This window comes from Natrinema pallidum, assembly GCF_005890195.1.
GTDB lineage: Archaea > Halobacteriota > Halobacteria > Halobacteriales > Natrialbaceae > Natrinema > Natrinema pallidum.
This window is the reverse complement of the sequence record NZ_CP040637.1, coordinates 1,391,566-1,411,234: the sequence shown is the minus strand read 5'-3', so window position 1 is coordinate 1,411,234 and position 19,669 is coordinate 1,391,566. Positions and strand designations below refer to the sequence as shown.

Annotated in this window: 18 protein-coding genes and 1 tRNA gene; 12 read left to right on the top strand and 7 right to left on the bottom strand. The window is 66.2% G+C overall.

Annotated elements, in window-relative coordinates:
* Positions 1-69 precede the first annotated feature (69 nt).
* From ilvA to FGF80_RS06900, 10 genes are all read left to right on the top strand, one after another.
* Entirely contained in the window at positions 70-1,281 is a 1,212-nt protein-coding gene (gene ilvA / locus FGF80_RS06940) for a threonine ammonia-lyase (RefSeq protein ID WP_006185775.1), read from the top strand.
* Positions 1,282-1,371: 90 nt separating this feature from the next.
* Positions 1,372-1,758, top strand: coding sequence for a Rid family detoxifying hydrolase (locus FGF80_RS06935; protein WP_006185774.1), 387 nt, complete (start codon positions 1,372-1,374; stop codon positions 1,756-1,758).
* 7 nt (positions 1,759-1,765) lie between these two features.
* Positions 1,766-2,029, top strand: a complete 264-nt coding sequence (locus tag FGF80_RS06930) for a hypothetical protein (RefSeq protein ID WP_138652985.1) — start codon at positions 1,766-1,768, stop codon at positions 2,027-2,029.
* 27 nt (positions 2,030-2,056) lie between these two features.
* Positions 2,057-2,137, top strand: a tRNA-Ser gene (locus FGF80_RS06925).
* A 557-nt stretch (positions 2,138-2,694) separates the two neighbouring features.
* Positions 2,695-3,447, top strand: a complete 753-nt coding sequence (locus tag FGF80_RS06920) for an SOS response-associated peptidase (RefSeq protein WP_138652983.1) — start codon at positions 2,695-2,697, stop codon at positions 3,445-3,447.
* A 49-nt stretch (positions 3,448-3,496) separates the two neighbouring features.
* A complete protein-coding gene (locus tag FGF80_RS06915; RefSeq protein WP_138652981.1) occupies positions 3,497-4,015 on the top strand; it encodes a gluconate 2-dehydrogenase subunit 3 family protein in 519 nt (172 codons plus the stop codon).
* Positions 4,012-5,646: a GMC family oxidoreductase gene (locus tag FGF80_RS06910; RefSeq protein WP_138652979.1), complete on the top strand. Its 1,635-nt coding sequence runs from the start codon at positions 4,012-4,014 to the stop codon at positions 5,644-5,646. The genes FGF80_RS06915 and FGF80_RS06910 overlap by 4 nt, the downstream gene beginning before the upstream one ends.
* 83 nt (positions 5,647-5,729) lie before the next feature.
* Positions 5,730-5,900, top strand: coding sequence for a hypothetical protein (locus FGF80_RS19100; RefSeq protein ID WP_175417001.1), 171 nt, complete (start codon positions 5,730-5,732; stop codon positions 5,898-5,900).
* The gene (gene corA, locus FGF80_RS06905; protein WP_175417000.1) at positions 5,897-6,883 is read left to right on the top strand and encodes a magnesium/cobalt transporter CorA; all 987 of its coding nucleotides are present in this window, start codon (positions 5,897-5,899) and stop codon (positions 6,881-6,883) included. Before FGF80_RS19100 ends, corA begins: the two co-directional genes overlap by 4 nt.
* 65 nt (positions 6,884-6,948) lie before the next feature.
* Positions 6,949-7,695: a dolichyl-phosphate hexose transferase gene (locus tag FGF80_RS06900; RefSeq protein WP_138652977.1), complete on the top strand. Its 747-nt coding sequence runs from the start codon at positions 6,949-6,951 to the stop codon at positions 7,693-7,695.
* An 84-nt stretch (positions 7,696-7,779) separates the two neighbouring features.
* Here FGF80_RS06900 and FGF80_RS06895 read toward each other — a convergent pair whose 3' ends face one another.
* The 6 genes from FGF80_RS06895 to FGF80_RS06870 all read right to left on the bottom strand — a co-directional run bounded on the left by FGF80_RS06895 (position 7,780) and on the right by FGF80_RS06870 (position 16,072).
* Positions 7,780-9,840: a DUF7846 domain-containing protein gene (locus tag FGF80_RS06895; RefSeq protein ID WP_138652975.1), complete on the bottom strand. Its 2,061-nt coding sequence runs from the start codon at positions 9,838-9,840 to the stop codon at positions 7,780-7,782.
* A complete protein-coding gene (locus FGF80_RS06890; protein WP_006185763.1) occupies positions 9,837-11,450 on the bottom strand; it encodes an ABC transporter permease in 1,614 nt (537 codons plus the stop codon). The genes FGF80_RS06895 and FGF80_RS06890 overlap by 4 nt, the downstream gene beginning before the upstream one ends.
* The gene (locus FGF80_RS06885) at positions 11,447-12,607 is read right to left on the bottom strand and encodes an extracellular solute-binding protein (RefSeq protein ID WP_138652973.1); all 1,161 of its coding nucleotides are present in this window, start codon (positions 12,605-12,607) and stop codon (positions 11,447-11,449) included. Before FGF80_RS06885 ends, FGF80_RS06890 begins: the two co-directional genes overlap by 4 nt.
* 39 nt (positions 12,608-12,646) lie before the next feature.
* On the bottom strand, positions 12,647-13,828 hold the full coding sequence (locus tag FGF80_RS06880) for an alpha-1,4-glucan-protein synthase (RefSeq protein WP_006185761.1): 1,182 nt from the start codon (positions 13,826-13,828) through the stop codon (positions 12,647-12,649).
* Positions 13,829-13,842: 14 nt separating this feature from the next.
* A complete protein-coding gene (locus tag FGF80_RS06875; protein ID WP_006185760.1) occupies positions 13,843-15,009 on the bottom strand; it encodes a lysylphosphatidylglycerol synthase transmembrane domain-containing protein in 1,167 nt (388 codons plus the stop codon).
* 133 nt (positions 15,010-15,142) lie between these two features.
* Positions 15,143-16,072, bottom strand: coding sequence for an NAD-dependent epimerase/dehydratase family protein (locus FGF80_RS06870; protein WP_006185759.1), 930 nt, complete (start codon positions 16,070-16,072; stop codon positions 15,143-15,145).
* 102 nt (positions 16,073-16,174) lie between these two features.
* On the opposite strand from FGF80_RS06870, the gene FGF80_RS06865 reads away from it, so the two are divergent.
* On the top strand, positions 16,175-17,266 hold the full coding sequence (locus FGF80_RS06865; RefSeq protein WP_138652971.1) for a DUF2891 domain-containing protein: 1,092 nt from the start codon (positions 16,175-16,177) through the stop codon (positions 17,264-17,266).
* Positions 17,267-17,355: 89 nt separating this feature from the next.
* On the opposite strand, the gene prf1 is transcribed toward FGF80_RS06865, so the two are convergent.
* Positions 17,356-18,615: a peptide chain release factor aRF-1 gene (gene prf1, locus FGF80_RS06860; RefSeq protein WP_138652969.1), complete on the bottom strand. Its 1,260-nt coding sequence runs from the start codon at positions 18,613-18,615 to the stop codon at positions 17,356-17,358.
* 180 nt (positions 18,616-18,795) lie between these two features.
* Here prf1 and minD point away from each other — a divergent pair, with 180 nt between their 5' ends.
* Entirely contained in the window at positions 18,796-19,656 is an 861-nt protein-coding gene (gene minD / locus FGF80_RS06855) for a cell division ATPase MinD (RefSeq protein WP_138652967.1), read from the top strand.
* The last annotated feature ends 13 nt before the right edge of the window (positions 19,657-19,669 follow it).

Below are 19,669 nucleotides of genomic sequence, written 5' to 3'. Positions count from 1 at the left end.
CGGCGGGCCGTCGCCGGACCGCTGATCCCCGACAGTAATCCTTACACCCCACGCCGAGTAGACAGGCATATGCTGCAACTCGACGACATTCTCGAGGCACGCGAGCGGGTCCGGGAGACATCTCGACACACGCCGCTCGAGCACTCCCATACCTATTCATCGATGACCGGGGCGGATATCCACCTCAAACTGGAGAACTTCCAGCGTACGGGCTCGTTCAAGATCCGTGGGGCGACCAACCGGATCGCGACGCTCTCCGAGGCACAGACGGACGCGGGCGTGGTCACCGCGAGCGCGGGCAACCACGCACAGGGCGTCGCGCTCGCGGCCACGCGGTCCGGCGTCGACTCGAAGATCGTCATGCCCGAGCACGCGCCGATCTCGAAGGTCAAGGCAACCAAGAACTACGGGGCGGAGGTCGTCCTCTCCGGACAGGACTACAACGAAGCCGCCGAACGCGCCCACGAGATCGAACGCGCGGAGGACCGAACGTACGTCCACGCGTTCGACGACGAGTACGTCATGGCCGGGCAGGGGACGATCGGCCTCGAGATCCTAGAGGACTGCCCCGATGTCGATACGGTCGTCGTTCCCATCGGCGGCGGCGGGCTCATCAGCGGCATCGCAACCGCGATCAAGGAACAGAAACCCGAGACACGCGTCATCGGCGTCCAGGCCGATGGTGCCTCGAGCGTCGCGAAGTCGCTCGAGAAAGGCGAGCCTATCGCCCTCGACGGCGTCGACACCATCGCCGACGGCATCGCGACCCGTAGCGTCGGCGAGCGGACGTTCCCGCACATCCAGGAGTACGTCGACGAGGTCGTCACCGTCTCCGATCCCGAGATCGCCGTCGCCCTGGTCTACCTGCTCGAGCGGTCGAAGACCGTCGTCGAAGGGGCCGGCGCGGTCCCGCTCGCCGCCGTTCTCTTCGAGAAGTTCCAGTACGACGCGGACGAGACGATCGTCCCCGCGCTCTGTGGCGGGAACATCGACCTCAACACGCTGACGAACGTCATCGTTCGCGGTCTCGTCGAGACGGGCCGCTACCTGAAGATCCGGACCGTGCTGAAGGATCAGCCGGGCGCGCTCGAGGACCTCCTGGACGTCTTTACCGCCCACCAGGCCAACATCTACGCGATCCACCACGACCGGACCTCGCGAGAGGTCGAGATGAACGACACCGAAGTCGAGATCGAACTCGAGATGCGCGGCCCCGATCACGTCGATAACTTCCTTGCCGATCTGCGGGATTCGGGGTACCCGGTCGACGTGCTCGCCTGAGTGTGGCTGGGTGGCGACACGTCCCGTTTTCCGACCGGCGGGAATGTGACTTCGCCCGCTTTTATGCCACCTCGGTGTGAAGCTCCGAGTATGAAACGAATCATCGAAACTGACGATGCTCCTGCTGCAGTCGGTGCGTACAGTCAGGCGACCAGTAACGACTCGCTTGTCTTCACCGCCGGTCAGATTCCCATGACCGCCGACGGCGAGTTGCTCGACGACGAACCGATCGCAACCCAGACCGAGCAGGCCCTCTACAACCTCGACGCCGTCCTCGACGAAGCGGGTGCGAGCTACGAGGACGTTCTCAAAGTGACCGTCTTCCTCGGCGATATCGACGACTTCGAGGCGATGAACGAGGCCTACGCCGACTACTTCGATGACCAGCCGCCGGCCCGCAGCGCCGTCGAGGTCGCCGCGCTCCCGAAGGGCGTCGGCGTCGAGATCGAAGCCATCGCGTCCGTCGAAGACGAGTGAGGGCGACGTGAGCGGCTATCCCGCCGGGAAGATGGGACTCGATCCCCGGACCAAATCCGTCGCCCTATGGGGCGTCATCGGCTGCCTGTCGTTTCTGGTGCTCGTCCAGGGCTACGCCCTGCTCGTCGAGCCGCTCGTGACGATCACGCGAGCGCTGGGGCTCGCACTGCTGGTCGGCTTCGGTGCGGGAACCGGGGCGTACCTGATCGAGCCGCGACTCGCCGCGTGGGCAGCCGACCGCGGGACGGGAAACGAATCTCGTAAGGGTTAAACGACAGACGCGGTTAGGACAATCCGAGCCAGGATGGCCGAACGGTAAGGCGCACGCCTGGAAAGCGTGTTCCCTTTGGGATTCAGGGTTCAAATCCCTGTCCTGGCGTTTTCGTGATTTTATTTGCTACGAGCGACGCGTAGCGTCGCGAGTAATCAAAACCCACGAAACGACACACGGGATTCGAACACGCGAGTCGCAGCGGCCGAACGGAGTGAGGCCGATCGTCTCGCAACTGTTCAAATCCCTGTCCTGGCGTTTTTCGTCGCGAACAGCGTCGTGAGCGACAGGTCGCCGATCGCGTTCGAAGGGGAAGGTACGGAAGAGCGTGTTACCGCTCGCGGTCGACAGGGGGGTCGGCCGCGATCCAGCAGCGGGGGCCATCCGGATCGCCGAGTTTCGGCCGGCCGTAGTGACACACCACCAGTTCGTACCGGTCGTCCACGATGACCCCGACGGGAACGTCACCTGGATCGGGTATCGTAACGAGGTCCGTACCGGTCGCTCGACTCGAGGTAAGCGCGTCATACTACTGTGTGTGGGTGTCGTCCGAACCGGTATTTCGCGTGGGCGAGCGATGGGTCTCCTCGAGCCGTCGGCAGCCCCGGCCGGTCCGGACGACCGCGACCGGACGTTCCTTTGTGCTGGCCGCCCGACGGTCGAGTATGTGCGGACGCTATACGCTCGTCGCCGAGGAGGACGCCCTCGAGGCGCGGTTCGACGCCCGGTTTCGGGACGCGGAGTTCACGACGCGGTACAACATGGCTCCGGGACAGGACCTTCCGGTGATCACGGACGCGGAGCCGGCGACGTTCCAGCGACTCGAGTGGGGGCTGGTCCCGTCGTGGGCCGACGACGACAGCGGCGGGCTGATCAATGCGCGGGCCGAGTCCGTCGACGAGAAGCCGAGCTTTCGGGAGGCCTATGAGGGACGGCGGTGTACTCGCGAGTCGAACGAGCGAGCGCTCGACACGCCTTCGGCGGGTCGGTGTCTCGTTCCCGCGGACGGGTTCTACGAGTGGGTCGAGACTGACGATGGGAAACGTCCCTATCGGGTCACCTTCGAGGACGAACGGGTGTTCGCGATGGCAGGATTGTGGGAGCGCTGGGAACCGGAGACGACCCAGACGGGACTCGACGCCTTCGGGGGCGGCGTCGACGACGGGAGCGAACGCGGCCCACTCGAGACGTTTACGATCATCACGACCGAGCCCAACACCCTCATTTCGGACCTCCATCATCGGATGGCAGTGATCCTCGACCCCGACGCCGAACGGCGGTGGCTATCGGGCGAGGCCGGCCGGGCGGTCCTCGAGCCGTATCCGGCCGACGAGATGCGGGCGTATCCGGTCTCGACGGCGGTCAACGATCCGGCAACGGACGAGCCATCGCTGATCGACCCGCTCGAGACTGCCTGACCGTCCCGTTCCAACGCATATATGGTTTAGGTCTGCCTAATCCGTCCACATGGAACTGACGAGGCGAGACGCGGTCGCCGCGCTGTCTGCGCTCGGCCTCGGGGGGACGTTGGCGGGCTGTGTCGCCCCGCCCGGCTCGGAGCCGGTCGATACCGATCGGCTCCGCGAGACGCTGGTCGCGGCCGCCGAAGTCGTCTACCCGAGCGAGGTGTCCGGGATCGAACCGTTCGTCGCGGCCTTCCTCGAGGGACGGCTCGCGGACCGGGCCCACGTCGCGGGGCTCGAAGAGGCGGTGGCGGAACTGGACGGAAACGCACGAGTCTGGTACGACGCCGAGTTCGCGGCGCTGTCGGTCGGCGACCGCGAACAGGTACTGCGGAACGTGGGGGCCGACGACGCCGACGAGGACCCGTCGGGAACGGCGAGCGAACGGGTCCGGTACTACGTCGTCAACGATCTCCTGCTGGCGCTGTACGCGTCGCCGACCGGCGGCGAACTGGTCGGCCTCGAGAACCCGCAGGGCCACGCGGGCGGGATCGGGACCTATCAGCGGGGGCCGAACGCGTGAGTTGGGACCGTCCGCCGGCCGGTTCGGCGTCGCCGGTGACCGACGACGTCGACCGAACGCCGGTCGAAGACGCCGACGTCTGTGTTATCGGTGCGGGGCCGGCGGGCGGGATCGTCGCGGACCGCCTCGCCGGGGCCGGCCGTGAGGTCGTCGTTCTCGAGGCCGGGCCGCGGTTCGATCCCGACGATCGGCTCGCCAGACAGGAACGTGCGATCCGGCCCGCCTACGACCGCCCGGACGTCTGGGATGGCGATCCGGAGCGGGATGCCTACGAGTCCACCGGCGAGCGCTTCTACCCGCTGAACCACGCCCGCGCCCGCGGCGTCGGCGGCTCGACACTGCACTGGCAGGGGATGGTGATGCGGCTCCACGAGGCCGACTTCAACTCCGCCAGCGCCCGCGGCGTCGGGGCCGACTGGCCGATCGACTACACGGACCTGCGGCCCTACTACGCCGCGGCCGAGCTGGAACTGGGCGTCGCCGGCGCGGCCGACAACCCCTTCGCGCCGCCCCGGGAGGAGCCCCATCCGATGCCGGCCTTCCCACCCTCCTACAGCGATTCGCTGTTCGCCGAGGCCTGCGACGACCTCGAGATCGCGATGCACTCGGTGCCCAACGCCCGCAATTCGGAGGGCTACGACGGTCGCAGTGCCTGCGTCGGCTACGGGACCTGCCAACCGGTCTGTCCGTCCGGTGCGAAGTACGACGCGACCGTCCACGTCGACCGCGCCGAGCGGAAGGGCGCGACGGTGATCGACCGCGCGCCGGTCCAGCGGCTCGAGCACGGCCCCGACGCGCTCGAGGCGGCCGTCTACGCGACGCCCGACGGCGACCGCTACCGTCAGTCGGCCGACGCCTTCGTCATCGCCTGCGGCGGCGTCGAGACGCCCCGACTGCTCTTGCTTTCGGAGTCGAGCCACTACCCCGACGGGCTGGCCAACTCGAGCGGGCTCGTCGGACGGTACTTCATGGACCACCTCTTCGCGGGCACCGGCGGGGTCCTCGATGAACCCACCCGGCAGAACCACGTCGGCTTCCTGACCAGCGAGTCCCACCAGTTCTACGACGAGGCCGACGCCGAGCGGGCCCCGTTCAAGCTCGAGTTCTTCAACTACGACGGCCCCTCGCCCGTTGAGTTGGCGCTGACCGGCGACGACTGGGGCGACGACCTGCTCGCGCGGCTCCGCTCGGACTATGGCACCCACATCGGGATGGGCGGGCTCGTCGAACAGCTCCCCCGCGAGGACAGCTACGTCGGGCTCGATCCCTCGACGACCGACGATCACGGGAACCCGGTGCCCGACGTCCACTGGACCGTGGGCGACCGCGCGCTCGAGACGATCGAGCGCGTCAACGAGATTCAGGAACGAATCCTCGACGAACTCGGTGCGGGGATCACCTGGCAGGTCGGCCCCGAGGGGACGGGGCCGGCCTATCACCACATGGGGACGACCCGGATGGGGTCGGAGCCGACCGAGAGCGTCGTCGGCCCCGACCTGCGAACGCACGACCTCGAGAACTGCTGGATCGCCTCGAGCAGCGTCTTCCCGACCGGCGGGGCGATGAACCCGACGCTGACGATCGCGGCGCTGGCGCTGAAGGCCGCCGACCACGTCCTCGAGGTCGCGTAACGGCGGCGAGCGTGCCCCCTCCCCGGATTCCCGAACCCGGTCCACACCACAGCTTCTTTTGAGCGGCATCCGATGGGGGAGCTATGAATCGGGTACGGTTCGCGGGAGTCGGGTTGGCTGCCCTCGGTGTCGCCGGCTACGTCGTCGGGACCGCCGTCGCGTATTTCGGTCGTGCGTTCTCCCTGACGGCGGTCATGGTCGGGATCGCGCTCATCGCGATTGCAGAGTCGTCGGGGACCGGAGGCGAGACATGACTCTCCGCGCCATGGTCTACTCCGACGACGGTATCGAGCGGTACGACGATCCGGCGGCCGCGATCGCCGCGCCGGGGGAAACGTGGGTCCATGCCGCCGATATCGAATCGAGCGAACTGCAGGCACTCGAGGATCGGCTCGGAATCCACCGGCTGGCCGTCGACGACGTTGTCGACGACCAGACGCGACCGAAGACCGCCGAATACGAAACGCACACGTTCGTTCTCCTCAAGACCGTCAGCCTCAGCCAGCGCGACGAGGTCGCGCTGCAAAAGGAGATTCAGACCCACTCCATCGGCTTTTTCGTCGGCAAGGGATGGCTCGTGACGATGTCGACGACCGACATCGACGTCGTTGACCAGTCGGCCCCACAGTGGGCGAAAAACGAACGTCGAGTCGCGGACCGTGGGACGGACTTCCTCGCGTATCGGCTCATGGATGCCATCGTCGACGACTACTTCGATGTCCTCGACGAGATCGAAGACGACATCGAAGCGGTCGAGGAGCGCGTTCTCGACGAACCGGAGCCGCAGATACTGGAGGACTTGAACGACGTCCGCCGGGACCTCCTCGCGTTCCGGAAAGTCGCCTGGCCGGCCAGAGAGGCGATCTCGTCGCTCTCTCGCGGCGACATTCCGGAGGTCGCCGACGAAAACGAGAAGTACTTCCGCGATGTCTACCACCACCTCGTCCAGGTCGTCGATCTCATCGAGACGTACCGCGACCTCACCGGCGGCTCACGCGACATCTATCTCAACGCCGTCTCGCAGTCCACCAACGACGTGATGAAGACGCTGACGGTCGTCGCGACCATCTTCATCCCCCTGACGTTTGTCGCCGGGATCTACGGGATGAACTTCGCGGAGACGCCGCTTGCCATGCCCGAACTCTACTGGACGTATGGCTATCCGGCGACCCTGCTCGGAATGATGCTGGTAGCCGGACTGATGCTCGTCTACTTCCGTAGCCAGGACTGGCTCTGATTCGCGAAACCGTGACTTTTAGGCAAACCTAAACACATAAATACGGCGCACAGAGAGTACCGTCAATGAGTAGTGGGACCCAGCCCTCGACGCCTGACGGTTCGGACGAGGAGTACACTTTCGAGGACGTCAGCGTCGTCATGGGCACCTATAACGAGGAGGAAGCGATCGGCAAAGTACTGACCGACATCGACGAGGTCACCGACGGGAAGGCGGAGGTCGTCTGCGTCGACGGCTCGTCGGATCGAACCCCAGAAATCGCCCGCGACCACGGCGCGACGGTCATCGAGCAGGAACCACAGGGATACGGCGTCGCCGTGCGCGCGGCAATCTTAGAGCCCGATCGTCCGATCGTCGTCACGACCGACTGCGACGACACCTACCCGATGGAGCAACTGCCCGAGTTCCTCGCCCTGATCAACGACGGCCACGATGTCGTCAGCGGCGATCGACTCTACCACGGAGCGGACGCGATGCCCGGATTCAATCGCTTCGGCAATCAGGTCTTCGCGGCGGTCGCAAGCGTTCTGATGGGCACTCGCGTCCACGACACGACGACCGGCATGCGGGCCTACCGTCGCGACGTCGTCGAGTCGATCGAGTGGACCGAGAATACCGGCCTCTCCGCCGAACTCCTTATCCGCCCGCTGCTGCGGGGCTACGACGTTCGCGAACACCCCATCGAGTACCGCGAACGCGCCGGTCAGACGAAGCTCGATCCGCTGCAGGGCGGGATCGAGATCGCACGCTCGATCGTCAAGGTCTCGCTCGAGGAGCGACTCCGCGAACTGCCACACCGACCGGCGCAGTAGTCACGGCCGGTTCCTCCGTCCCGAAGCGCGGCGTCGCGCCACAGCCACTCGACCTGGGAACCCGGGCCGCGGTCGACACACGCCTCAGTCTCGGTTGCGATCCAGCGCGATGAGGTCGGTCCGAACGAACGTGCCGTCCGGCGCGCTCTCGGGAAGATACGCCGCTTCGCCACCGCACTCTCGAATCGCGCTACACCGTTCCACGCTGGGCGTCAGCGCCCGCACCGTCCCGTCTTCCGTCTGTACCGGCAGCTCGAGGTCATAGCTGTAACTGTTTCCGGGTCCGCGGTCGACGAAGACGGTCAGTGCGATGTCGTCTCGCGCCCCGACGGGAACCGTGCTGTTGGTGTCCCAGCCCGTCCCGCGCAATCGCACCGCGTCGGCAGTGACGAGCAGTTGCGCCTCGGACGCGGTCGAGACGGTGTCGGCGGCGTAGGTCTCGCTGGCCTCGTCGGTGGTGACGGTCGCAGTGACGCTGTCGGCCGCCTCCGGGACGCCAACGCTCACGTTCAGCGCGACCGTCTCGCCGGCGACCCGATCGACCCGCTGGAGACGGGCACCCTGCGGCGATCCGGCGTGGGGTGCCCAGGTCCCCCGGTACGCGAGTCGGTACAGCGAGCGGTCGGGATACGCGTCGGCCACGTCGAACGGTCGCTCGTCGAGGGCGTAGACGCGCTCCCCGTCGAACCCGGGGTCGTTACGAAGCACCTGTAACGGGTGGGCGAGCCAGTCGCCGTACGGCGTCGGCAGGTAGACGACCGCCGGCTCCTCGATCGTCCCGTCATCGAGCGGGTCGTAGACCCGATCGTAGGTCTCGGTGACGGCCTCGTTTCGCTCGAGTGTCCCGTCGAGGGTGGTTGCGGTCACCCCGCCGACCGCGAGCGCGCTTACGAGCACTACTGCGACGACGGCTGTCCGCGCGCCCTGCGGTGAGAGGGATCGGTCGGCACGTCGGCGGACGGCGTCGAACAGCGCCAGCGCGCCGACGGCGGCGAAAGCCGCGACCGGGAGCAGGAGATCGAAGTGGTAGTAGGGACCGTGAGTGGCGATCAGCCCGGTTCCGGCGCGGTCGATGTCGCCGAGGATGTTGAAGTTCCCCCAGAAGTAGACGTTGCCGCCGGTGATCGTGAGCACCTGGCCGGCGAGGATCGCCGCGCGTGCTGAGAGGCCGCGGCGGACTGCGACGCCGATTCCGACCGCGGCCAGCGCCGCGCCCAGCAGTCCGCCGACGAGCCACTCGGTGACAAACGACCGCAGTACCAGCGCGTTCGACCGGAGCGCGAGTCCGACGGTATACTCGATCTCGTGCTCGAGGATCCGCCGCCGACCGAATCCAAGCCCGTCGAGCGGGGCGAACGCCTCGTAGGGAAACAACAGCGGCGACCCAGTCACGACGGCGTTATAGCTCAGCGCCAGTCCGACGCCGCCAAGTCCGAGTACCGCCGTCGTGGCCTGCCTGGGGAGCACACCCCGGAAATCACGGGACAGGGACCAGCACGCGTGGCCGATGAAGGGGACGGCGAACAGGATGGCGGTGTACGGTCGCGCGAAGAAGGCCGCGCCGATCGCGGCACCGGCGGCACCGGCAAATCGCAGGTCGTCCGTCCGGTCGGCCCTGAGATAGGCGTAGGCGAAGGTCAAGTTGAGCATCGCCGTCGGCGCGTACGGCAGGAACACCGCCGTCTCGATCAGGAACAGCGGCGAACACAACACTGCGACGGCGGCGACGAGGCCGGTCCGTCGATCGAAGACCTCGCGACCGACCAGCGCCACGAGCGCGAGAATAGCGGCGGCGAGTCCCGGGAGCACGAGCCGGGAGCCACCCGCGAGCTTGCCGATCGCGAAGATCGCCGCGGGAACCGGCGAGTACTTGGGGTAGAGCCGGTCGCCGTCCTCGACGAAGAACCAGGGACGGAAGGCGTCCTCGACGGGCGGCCGGACGAACAGTCGGCCCTCGAGCAACATCGACGCCTGCTGGAGGTAGACCCCTTCGTCGTGGTTGAGCGAGTGGTACGGAAAGGTCCGCGTCGCGATCAGCCAGACGGCGACGGCACCGGTGATCGCGACGAGGGCAACCGCGGCCTGCCACCGTCGCTTTCTCACCGTGGTCACCGCCCGTCGGATTACCGGTGTCACGTTCGTCATCGTCCGTCCTGTGCGAGCATGACGGCCATCGACAGCCCCGAGATGGCAACCAACACGAGCGCCGGGACCGCCGCCTGTCCGTAGAGACCCGCTTCCTTAACCCGCCAGATGTACGTCACCAGCGTCTCGAAGCCCAGCGGACGCAACATCAGCGTCGCCGGCAGTTCCTTCATCGTGGTCAGAAAGACCAGTGCGGCCCCAGCGGCCACGCCCGGGAGGATCAGCGGGAGGGTCACCGTTCGGAAGGCGTTCAAGCGCGATCGGCCGAGGGTTCGGGCCGCTTCGACTAACTTCTGGTCGACCTGCAGCGTCGACGTCCGGATCGATCCGATCGCCTGGGGCATGAATCGGACGACGTAGGCGAAGATCAGCAGCGGGACCGTCTTGTAGATCGACGGTCGCACGTCGAGGCTGAAACTGAGCAACGCGATCGCCAGCACGATTCCCGGCGTCGCGTAGCCGACGTAGGGGGCTCGATCGGCCAGCGTGGCTATCCGCGAGTCGGTGGTCGCCGATCCGATCGCGATCGGCAGCGCCACGAGGATAGAGACCGCGGCAGCCAGCAAAGCGACGTACGCCGAGTTGAACCCGTATTCCCAGTCGAAGCTCAGGCGGCCGACCTGATAGCCGGGGCCGCCCGTGTTCAGCCACATCCAGAAGATGGCGATCGGGAGCACGATCGCGAGCAGGGCGATCACGACCGGCAACAGCAGAGCCGGATATCGCCACGCGCCGAGTTCGAGGTCGGCGGTGCCGCGATCGCCGCTGCTCTCGTACGCGCCCGATTCGTCGACCCCGATCCGTGACTCGATCGCGAGGATGATCGCGGTCACCGTCAACAGCTGCAGCGACAGCAACGCGGCGTAGTCGCGGGCGAAGGCGTTGTATCTGGCATAGATGAACTGCGTGAACACCTCGACGCGCATGATGTTCGGCGTCCCGAAGTCAGCGAGGGCGTACAGCGCTACGAGCAAGGCACCGGCCGCGACTCCCGGCAGGATTTGGGGAAGGGTGATCCGACGGAACGCCTCCCAGCGGCCCGAGTTGAGCGTGCGAGCGGCCTCCACGAGCGAGCCGTCCATCGAAAGCAGGGAGGCACGCGTCGTCAGGAACACGTAGGGATAGGTATACAGCGTCAGTACGAACGCGGCACCGGCGAAGCCGTAGACCGAGGGGAGCGAATCGACGCCTAGCGGCTCGAGGAAGCCGACGAGTTCGCCCTGCGGACCGAACGCCGAGACGAACGCGAACGCGCCGAGATAGCTCGGGACGGCCAGCGGGAGCGCGATGAGGACGGTCCAGAACCGGGGGAACGGAATCTCCCCCTGGACCGTCAACACCGCGAGCGGCACGCCGATGACGATACTCGCCCCCGTCACGATCGCGACGAGGGCGACGCTCCGGCCCAGTACTTCGAGCGTCCGGGGGTCGACGGAGAGTTCGAACGCTCGCGTGCCGAGTCCGACGGCATCGACCACCAGCCAGAGCAACGGGAACACGAGAACGGCTGCGATAGCTGCGGCGAGGAAGGTGAGTCCGACGCCGGCGGCACCGCTATCGCCGTCACCCGCTCGTTCGACTGCTCTCGCAACGCGTTCCCGACCGCTCATCCCGAGACGCCGGCGTCGTCCATCAACTCGAGGGTCGGCTCGATGTTCGCCAGTTCCGCGAGATCGATTTCAGGCGGGCTCAGGTCGCCGATCGACGGGAGGCCGCCGACCGGATCGACGCCGTCGATCATCGGGTAGGCGAAACTGATCGTTGCGAAGAACTCCTGTGCCTCCGCCGACAGCAGGTGACGGACGAAGTCGTCCACCAGGTCGCCGCGCTGGGTGCCCTGTACCTTCAGTGCGCCGGCGACGTTGATCAATGCCCCGGCGTCGCCTTCGGTGAAGGCCAGATCGATCGGGGCGTCCGGCCGCTTGTTCTTGACCCGCATGGCGTAGTAGTGGTTGGCGAAGCCGGCCGACTGGGAACCGTTGGCGACCGCCTGAGAGACGGCGTACTCGTCGCTGTATCGTTCAGCCCCGGCATCTTTCATACTGCGCAGCCAGTTGCGGGTCTCGTCGTCGCCGCGGAGCAGCCGCATAGCCGTCACGAACGATTTGAACGCACCGTAGGTCGGAGCCCAGCCCATCGAGTCCTGTAGCGCGCTCGTGTTGGGGAAGTCCTGAACGGTGTTCGGAACGTCCGATTCGCTCAATTGGTTCGTGTTGTACGGGACGGCACGTGCGCGCCCGGCGACGCCGGCCCACGCGTTGTCGTCGCCGACGAACTGGCTGTTCCCGACCGCGTCGACCGCCTCGTCCGACAGCGGTTCGTAGGCGTCGTTTGCCGCGACGAACCCGAGCGAACTGGCGTCGATCGACCAGAACACGTCGGCCTGCGACGCGCCGGAGTCGGCCTCCTCGACGATGGTCTGGGCCAGCGATGCCGAGTTGTTATCGGTCGGATAGACCTCGAAGTCAGGGTAAATATCCTGGAGCATCTCCACGAACTCGTAGTAGATTCCCCCTTCGCCGCCGCCGATGTAAAGCGCGAGCTCCCCCGAGAGCTCCGGTAACTCCTCGATAGAGGTCCCGCCCGGTGCCGGTCGACCGTCGACCAGCGATCCGGAGCCCCGAAACTCCGAAAGCGACGGGATGTCCGCCCCCTCGTCGTCGCCGAAAATCCCGAGACAGCCCGCAAGCGACGCAGCGCCGAACGCGGAGCCGACCTGTAACGCTCGGCGACGCGAAACCCCCTGATCATCCTGCTCGTCGTTCATACTCGGTTTAGGTTAGCCTAAAAACTTATAGTTGACGATTCAGTCGTCCGCGACGACGCGCTCGCGGCCGGCCGCGAGACCGGACGCCGGGCGCAGCGTCGCCAGACAGTCGAGCCAGTCGCGCATGTGTTCGCCGACGTAATTGAAGAACGCACCGTTGTTGTACGCCTCCCAATCTCCATCGGCGAGTTCGTCCGCCATGGCCTCGAAGACACCGGCATAGGAGTCCGCGTCGCCGCCGACGTCGTCGATCACGCGCCAGAGGTGTTCGTTGAGTTCGAGACCCGGTACTTCGTTGTTGAGATCGTCGAAGGTGCTCCGGGGAGCCTTGTTGTGCTCACACAGCGGCGCGCCGTTGTAAATCCGCGTGCCGAGCACGTCGCAGGCGCGCTTGAGGAAGACGCCCGACCAGATGTCGTCGAACCGGCCCACGTCCCACTCGTTGTCGTCCATCGGGAGCTGGTAAAACGCGGGGATGACCTCGCGGCGAAAGGCGAGGTTCATCGAGCAGACGGTGAGGTAGTTGCCCCGATCGGCGACGAAATCGTCGCCGAAGTCGTCGCTCGAGGTCCGAGTCTGGGCCTGCCCCTCGAGGTCGCCGTCCATGAGGATGCGGACGGCGTCTAAGTCGGGGACGTTGGTCCACAGGCCCTGCGAGGCGACGACCTCGCCGCCGCCGATCTCGGTCGTGTCGGTCTCGACGGTCTCGCCCATCGCCGAGTAGGGGTAGCCACGCGGGTAGAGCCCGTGAACGTCCGCGTTCTGGTAGAGAACGTTGACCCACTGCTCGTCGGAGGAAACCGACTCGATCTCGCCCTCGAAAGCGAGGTTCGCCATGTGAGTGCCGAAGAAATCCTCGTCGGGATGGGGGAGCGTGTCGTCGTCGATGAAGAAGCCGTAGTCGAACTCGTCGTGAGTCCACATGTAGAGCAGGCCGAAACTCGTCTCGGCGTGGCTCGCCGCCGGGACGACGTGGCCGTACTCGGAGACGCCGTGCTCGGCGTACCACTCCTCGCGGCGGCTGCCGTCGAAGACCTCGCCGGAGACGCCTTCGTCCTCGAGCATGGCCGCCATCTCGTCGGTCTCACAGAAGTCCTCGGTAACGAGGACGACGTGCAATCGGTCGAGATCGAAACCGTGGTTGCGGGCGTTCGCGAAGTACGAGCGCATACACTCGTACTCCCGGATCGTCGGGACGACGACGCAGATATCCTGGCTCATTGCTCCGCAATCTTTTAGGCTCGCCTAAAAGCTTGTCGGTCTCCCGCGTCGCCCCCGTCCGCCGTCGCCTCCGAGACGGAGAGTCCCAGCGAGGCGACCGCACCGCCCCCGCCGACCAGCGTCACACCGTTTTTCAGCGCGTGATCGACGATCGCCGCGGCCAGCGCCGTGCTCGCCCCGATCGGGGTGAGCCCGACCACGAGCGCCGTGAACGCGGCCTCGTAAAGCCCGACGCCGCCCTGTGACAGCGGGAGGACCTTCGCGAGGTTTCCCACGCTGACCGCCAGCGTCCCGACGGCCAGCAGGGGCCAGGTCGCCAGCCCGCTGCCCAGCGCCGCGAGCACGAGCACCGCCGTGAGAACGTCGAGTATCCACACCACCAGGCTTCCGACGCCGATCGCCGCGACCGCTTTCGGCTGACGGGCGACTATCTGTACGTCGCCCGCGAATCGGAGTCCGGCCTCGAGCGCCCCCGCGAGACGCGGCCGGCCGTCCGCTCGCGTCCGGAGCCACGCACTAAGACCGTGATCGGCTCGAGCGGACGTGACGACGACGATGCCGACGCCGACGGTCGCCGTGCTCACGGCCGCCGCGGCGACGAGAGCGGTCCGCGCACCGCCGGCCGCCGCGACGATCTCGAGCGGTCCGGTCCCGCCACCCAGCGCGAGCCAGCCGGTCGCCAGCCCCGCGAGCGCGGCGATCGTGGCCAGATCGAACATCCGTTCGACGGCCAGCGACGCGAACCCGGCGGCGTAGGGGATATCGCGGCGGGTCCGCATCACGTACGCGCGAACCGCATCGCCGGCCCGCGCGGGAATCGCGAGGTTCGCCGTCTGACTGACGAAGACGGCCAGCGTCGGTCCGACCGTCCCCACCTGATACCCCATCGCGGCGAGCACGTCGCCGTACCGGCGACCTCGTAGCGGCCACGAGGCAGCGTAGACGGCGACTGCGACCCCGATCACGAACGGATCGGCGCTCGATATTTCGGCCACAACGGTCCGGAGATCGATCCCTCGGAGGGCGACGAGCAGGCCCACGAGGACGAGCACCGTTCCCACGATCGTCAGCCGACGGCGAGTCAGCGCCGTAGCGAGCCGCTTGCTCGCTGCTCGTCCGCACCCTCCCCGCGACCCGCGGTCGGCGTCTCGCGAGTCCGGTCCTTCGCCCCCGTCGTTCATGCCCGGGACCTTCGAGTCCAGATATTTAAGCCCACCTAAAACACCGCCTGGCGGGGGATAACATCACTCTCGAGTATGTTTTTCGGAGCAGGGAACGATGGCAGCCGGTCGGTGAAGCGTGGGGCCTCTCGGCTTACTGCAGTTCGTCGCTGATCTCGCGGGTCGCCCGTCGCACCGCCTCGTCGCTCGAGCGGCGGGGCTCCCAGCCAAGCGCGGCGAGTTTCTCGATCGAGAGGCGCATCTTCGGCACGTCGCCCGTCCAGCCCCGTTCGCCGCCGGTGTACTCGCGGTCGGGGTCGACGCCCAACTCCTCGGCGACGATGGTCGCGATCCGGTCGACCGAGGTCGTCGTCCGCGTGCCGAGATTGTAGGTGTTCATCGGCCGATCGGCGTGTTCGATCACATGACAGATCGCATCGAGACAGTCCTCGACGTGCAGATAGGACTTCTCCTGTCGCCCGTCGCCGAGAATCGTCAGGTGCTCGGGGTCGTCCTGTAGCTTCTCGATGAAATCCGGGATGACCGCCCCGCGGAGACGCGGGCCGACCACGTTCGCAAAGCGGAAGTTCCAGACGGTGAGGTCGTGGCTGTGGGCCCGCGCCGAGAGTAACCCCTCGTCCGCGAGTTTGCTCGCCCCGTAGGCGCTGATCGGCTCGAGGGGGGCGTAGTCCTCCGGCGTCGGCCGGGGAGCCTCGCCGTAGACCGTCGAGGAAGAGGTGTACGCGATCTCCGTGACCCCCGCGTCGGCCATCGCCTCGAGGATGTTGCGCGTCATCCGCGTATTGGCATCGAACTGGGCGTGGGGCCGGTCCGTGTCGACGTGTTTCGATGCCGCGAGATGGACGACGAGATCGATATCGTCGAGATGGCCGTCGAGGGCGTCGGGGTCGGTGAGGTCGGCCGCGATGAAGTCGGCGGCTTCGGGGACTCGGCTTCGGTCGCCGTTCGAGCAGTCGTCGACGACCGTGACGGTCGCGCCGTCGGCGAGCAGGCGTTCGGTCAGGTGGGAACCGATGAACCCGGCTCCGCCCGTGACGAGTACGGCTCGGCGTGAGAGGGACATGGTCGATGGTTCATTGGCGTGATGTTAATCCTGTTGTCTTTCACGCGGCTCATCCGAGCGGTTCAAGGACTTATGTGACACAAGCTGAGATCTAGATTACCAGTGACTTTCCCTGACGACGTTGATACGAGTACGGTTCTGTCCGGGTACAGTGATCCGTTCGGGTCGGACGCGGCGGCAACGCTTTCGCGCCACCCGTTAGAATCGATCGAAACCGAGTTCCCGCATTTCGTTCGCTCGGTCGACTCGCCGGCTGGGGTCGAGCGACCGACGGAGCAACATCCGGTGTTTTACGGCTGCTACGACTGGCACTCGGCGGTACACAGCCATTGGTCGCTCGTTCGTCAGCTTCGGCTGTTCGACGACCATCCCGCACGATCCGAAATCGTCGCGAGTCTCGATGCTCGGTTTACCGCCGACAACATCGCCCGCGAAGTCGACTTCTTCGACGCGAACGCGTCCTTCGAGAAACCGTACGGCTGGGCGTGGCTCTTACACCTCGCATCGGAGCTCTATCTCTGGGACGACGACCGCGCGGACGAATGGAAATCGGTCCTCGAGCCTCTAGAGCGGACGATCGTCTCACTGGTCGAATCCGACTTCCTGTCGCAGGACCGCCCCTTTAGAGTTGGTACCCACCAAAATTCGGCGTTTGCTCTGCACTGCATCCTCGACTACGCGAGGACGGTTGACGACGAGTCGCTGGAGGCGGCCGTTATCGAGACGGCACTCGAGTTCTTCGCCGACGACCGTGACGCACCCGTCGAGTACGAACCGCTCGGCTGGGACTTCCTGTCGCCGTCGCTGACGGAAGCGGACCTCATGCGACGCATCTACGACCGGGACGAGTTCGCGGTCTGGATCGACGGGTTCCTGCCGGACGTGACCGCCTCGCCGTACGATTCGATTCTCGAGCCCGTTCGTGTCGAGTCCGATCCCGACACGGACGTCGCGTACCACCTTCTCGGGTTGAACGTCTCGAAAGCGTGGTGTCTGGCGGGACTTGCATCGACCCTCGGCGAGCACCGATACGCTGACCTGTTCGAACGCAGCGCCGAGCGACACGTCGAGAGCGGCCTGCGTCGGGCATTTACCGATCACTACGCCGGCTCACACTGGCTCTCGTCGTTCGTGCTGTATCTCTTAACGAGAAACGACGGCGGTATCGCGCCAGCGGCGACTCCCCGCGAGTAACGTCGGCTGGATGGCCATCGTCCCGACCGGCCGAGACCACCCGTTTAGAAGCCGTCGCCGTGGCGAGTTACGTGAGAGACCGGAACCGCTTAGACGCCCGTCGAGTACCGAAGCAGACCGGCGAACCCGCCAAATGCGTTGAGGAGCTGTTCGCCCTTCTCGAAGTCCGTCGAGATGAACTTGGTCTCGGTGCCGCGCTGTTCGGCGATGTCGATGAGGTGGTCGATCGCGTCCTCGCGGTCGTCATCGGACCCTTCGACCTCGGTGCCACAGTCGGTACAGGTGTGGGTCGGCGTCGACTTGCGACGGTCGACCACTTCGCGCTCGGTGGTGCCACACTCAGGACACTCGTAGGTGATAACGTCCTTCCGGAGGTCCTCGCTGATCAGGAGCCGGTCGACCGACCCCATCATGAGGTTGCGGCGGGTCTGCTCGAAGCCGTACGTCGCCAGATCGCCGGCGTTGAGTTCCTCGAAGAACTCCTCCATCACCTTCTTGTCCTTCATCACCTCGGCGTCGGCCAGCGCGTCTTCGGCGTTGTCGACGAGGTCTTTCAGGCCGGACTCGTCCGTGTAGGCGACGTCGAACTTGCCCAATACTTCGTCCTGCAGTTCGTGGTGGAGGTAGTCGCCGTCGAGGAACTCGTCTTTGGTCGGCGAGGGACCGCCGACGAGGATGCCGTCGATCTCGTGGCGCTTCGGGACGAACAGGTCGTTTGCCATCCCCGCGACCTCCTGATAGAAGTTGTCGATGGCCTCGAGTCGCAGGCGAGCGAATCGCTGGGCGGACTGGCCACCTTTGCGCTGCTTGCCGGGAACAAGCGAGGATGCTGACTTGACCGGCTCGATGCGCTTGCCCTTCAGCCAGCCGACGTTGGCCTCGCGGCGGTCGAGGACGATCAGGCCGTAGAGGCCCTTGTCGGCGAGCATCTCCTCGAGCGGCTCGGTCAGGAAGTCCGAGTCACAGTGATAGCGGAAGGACTCGATGGGCTGGGGCGGGCTCTCGAGGACCTTGGTGACCATGTCGGTCCGGCCGCCGCCCGAATCGACGGCACCCGAAAAGAGAACGATGCCGTTGTCCGGCGGGAAGGTGTCGTAGTATCGCAGCCGGTCTTTGATGCTCGTCAGCGCGTCCTGGACCGCCGTTCGGGTCTGTTTGGACTTGATGTTGGCCGCTTCGCTGTGTTCCTGTGTGACGTGCTGGACGACGTCACTGATCTGTCTGTCGTCGGGGATGTAGATCGTCACGAGCTGCGTTCCGGAGCCGTCGTAGTCCTTGAGGTCCTCGATGACCTTCCGGAACTCGTACTTTTTCCGGTCGGATTGCTCCTGCTCGCCCTCCTGGCTCATTAGCCGTATAAAACGGGGCTGTGGGTAAGAATCCTTTGACACACCCGTCGGATGCCAATGGCTGCCGGTGGAGCGGCCGATGCGGTCGTGATCGCCCCGGTGGCGTGCCGGCCGGTCGCCGCGAGCCGGGAGGTCACGATTTAAGGTGATGCCGTTCCACAGTCCGGACAGTATCTACGTATGTCCCACGAGACGGTCTATGCCATCGCGAGCGGGAAAGGCGGTGTCGGGAAGACGACGACGACGGTCAATCTCGGCACGGCGCTGGCCGAGGCGGGCGAGCGCGTCGCGATCGTCGACACCGACCTCGGCATGGCGAACCTTGCCGGCTTCGTCAGCCTCACCCCCGACTCGACCACCCTACACGACGTATTAGCCGGAGACGCATCGATCGACGACGCCACCTATCGACTGGCGGATAACATCGTCGCCGTTCCGAGCGGGACGAACCTCGACGAGTACGCCGAAACCTCCCCCGAAGGCCTGCGTGACGCGGTCGAAGAGCTACGGTCCCAGTTCGACTACGTCTTTCTCGATGTCGGTGCCGGTATCAGCCACGAGACCGTCCTGCCGCTGGGACTGGCCGACGCCGTCATCCTCGTCTCGACGCCCGAACCCGCTGCGGTCCACGACACGAAAAAGACCATCGAGTTGACCGACCGGTCCGGCGGCAGCGTCGCCGGCCTCGTCCTCACCCGCACCCATCCGGACGGCGACATTTCCCACGACGACATCGCCGATCGACTCGAGGTACCCCTGCTCGGGACGATCCCCGAAGACCCGGCGGCCCGCGACAGCGTCTACGCCGGGACGCCGCTCGTCGTCTTCGAGCCCGAAGGTCCCGCAGCGATTGCCTATCGCCGGCTCGCGACGACGGTGACCGGCGTCGAGGTTCCGGTCCCGGCGGACGGCGACGGGGACGATGAGACCGACACCGAGTCGACCGCCACCGTGGCCGGGGCCGCGAGCGACGATGACGGTCGGGAAGCGGCTCACGACGACGTCTCGAGTGCGATCACGGAAGCCGAATCCGACCCCTGAGCCGAGTGGGCCA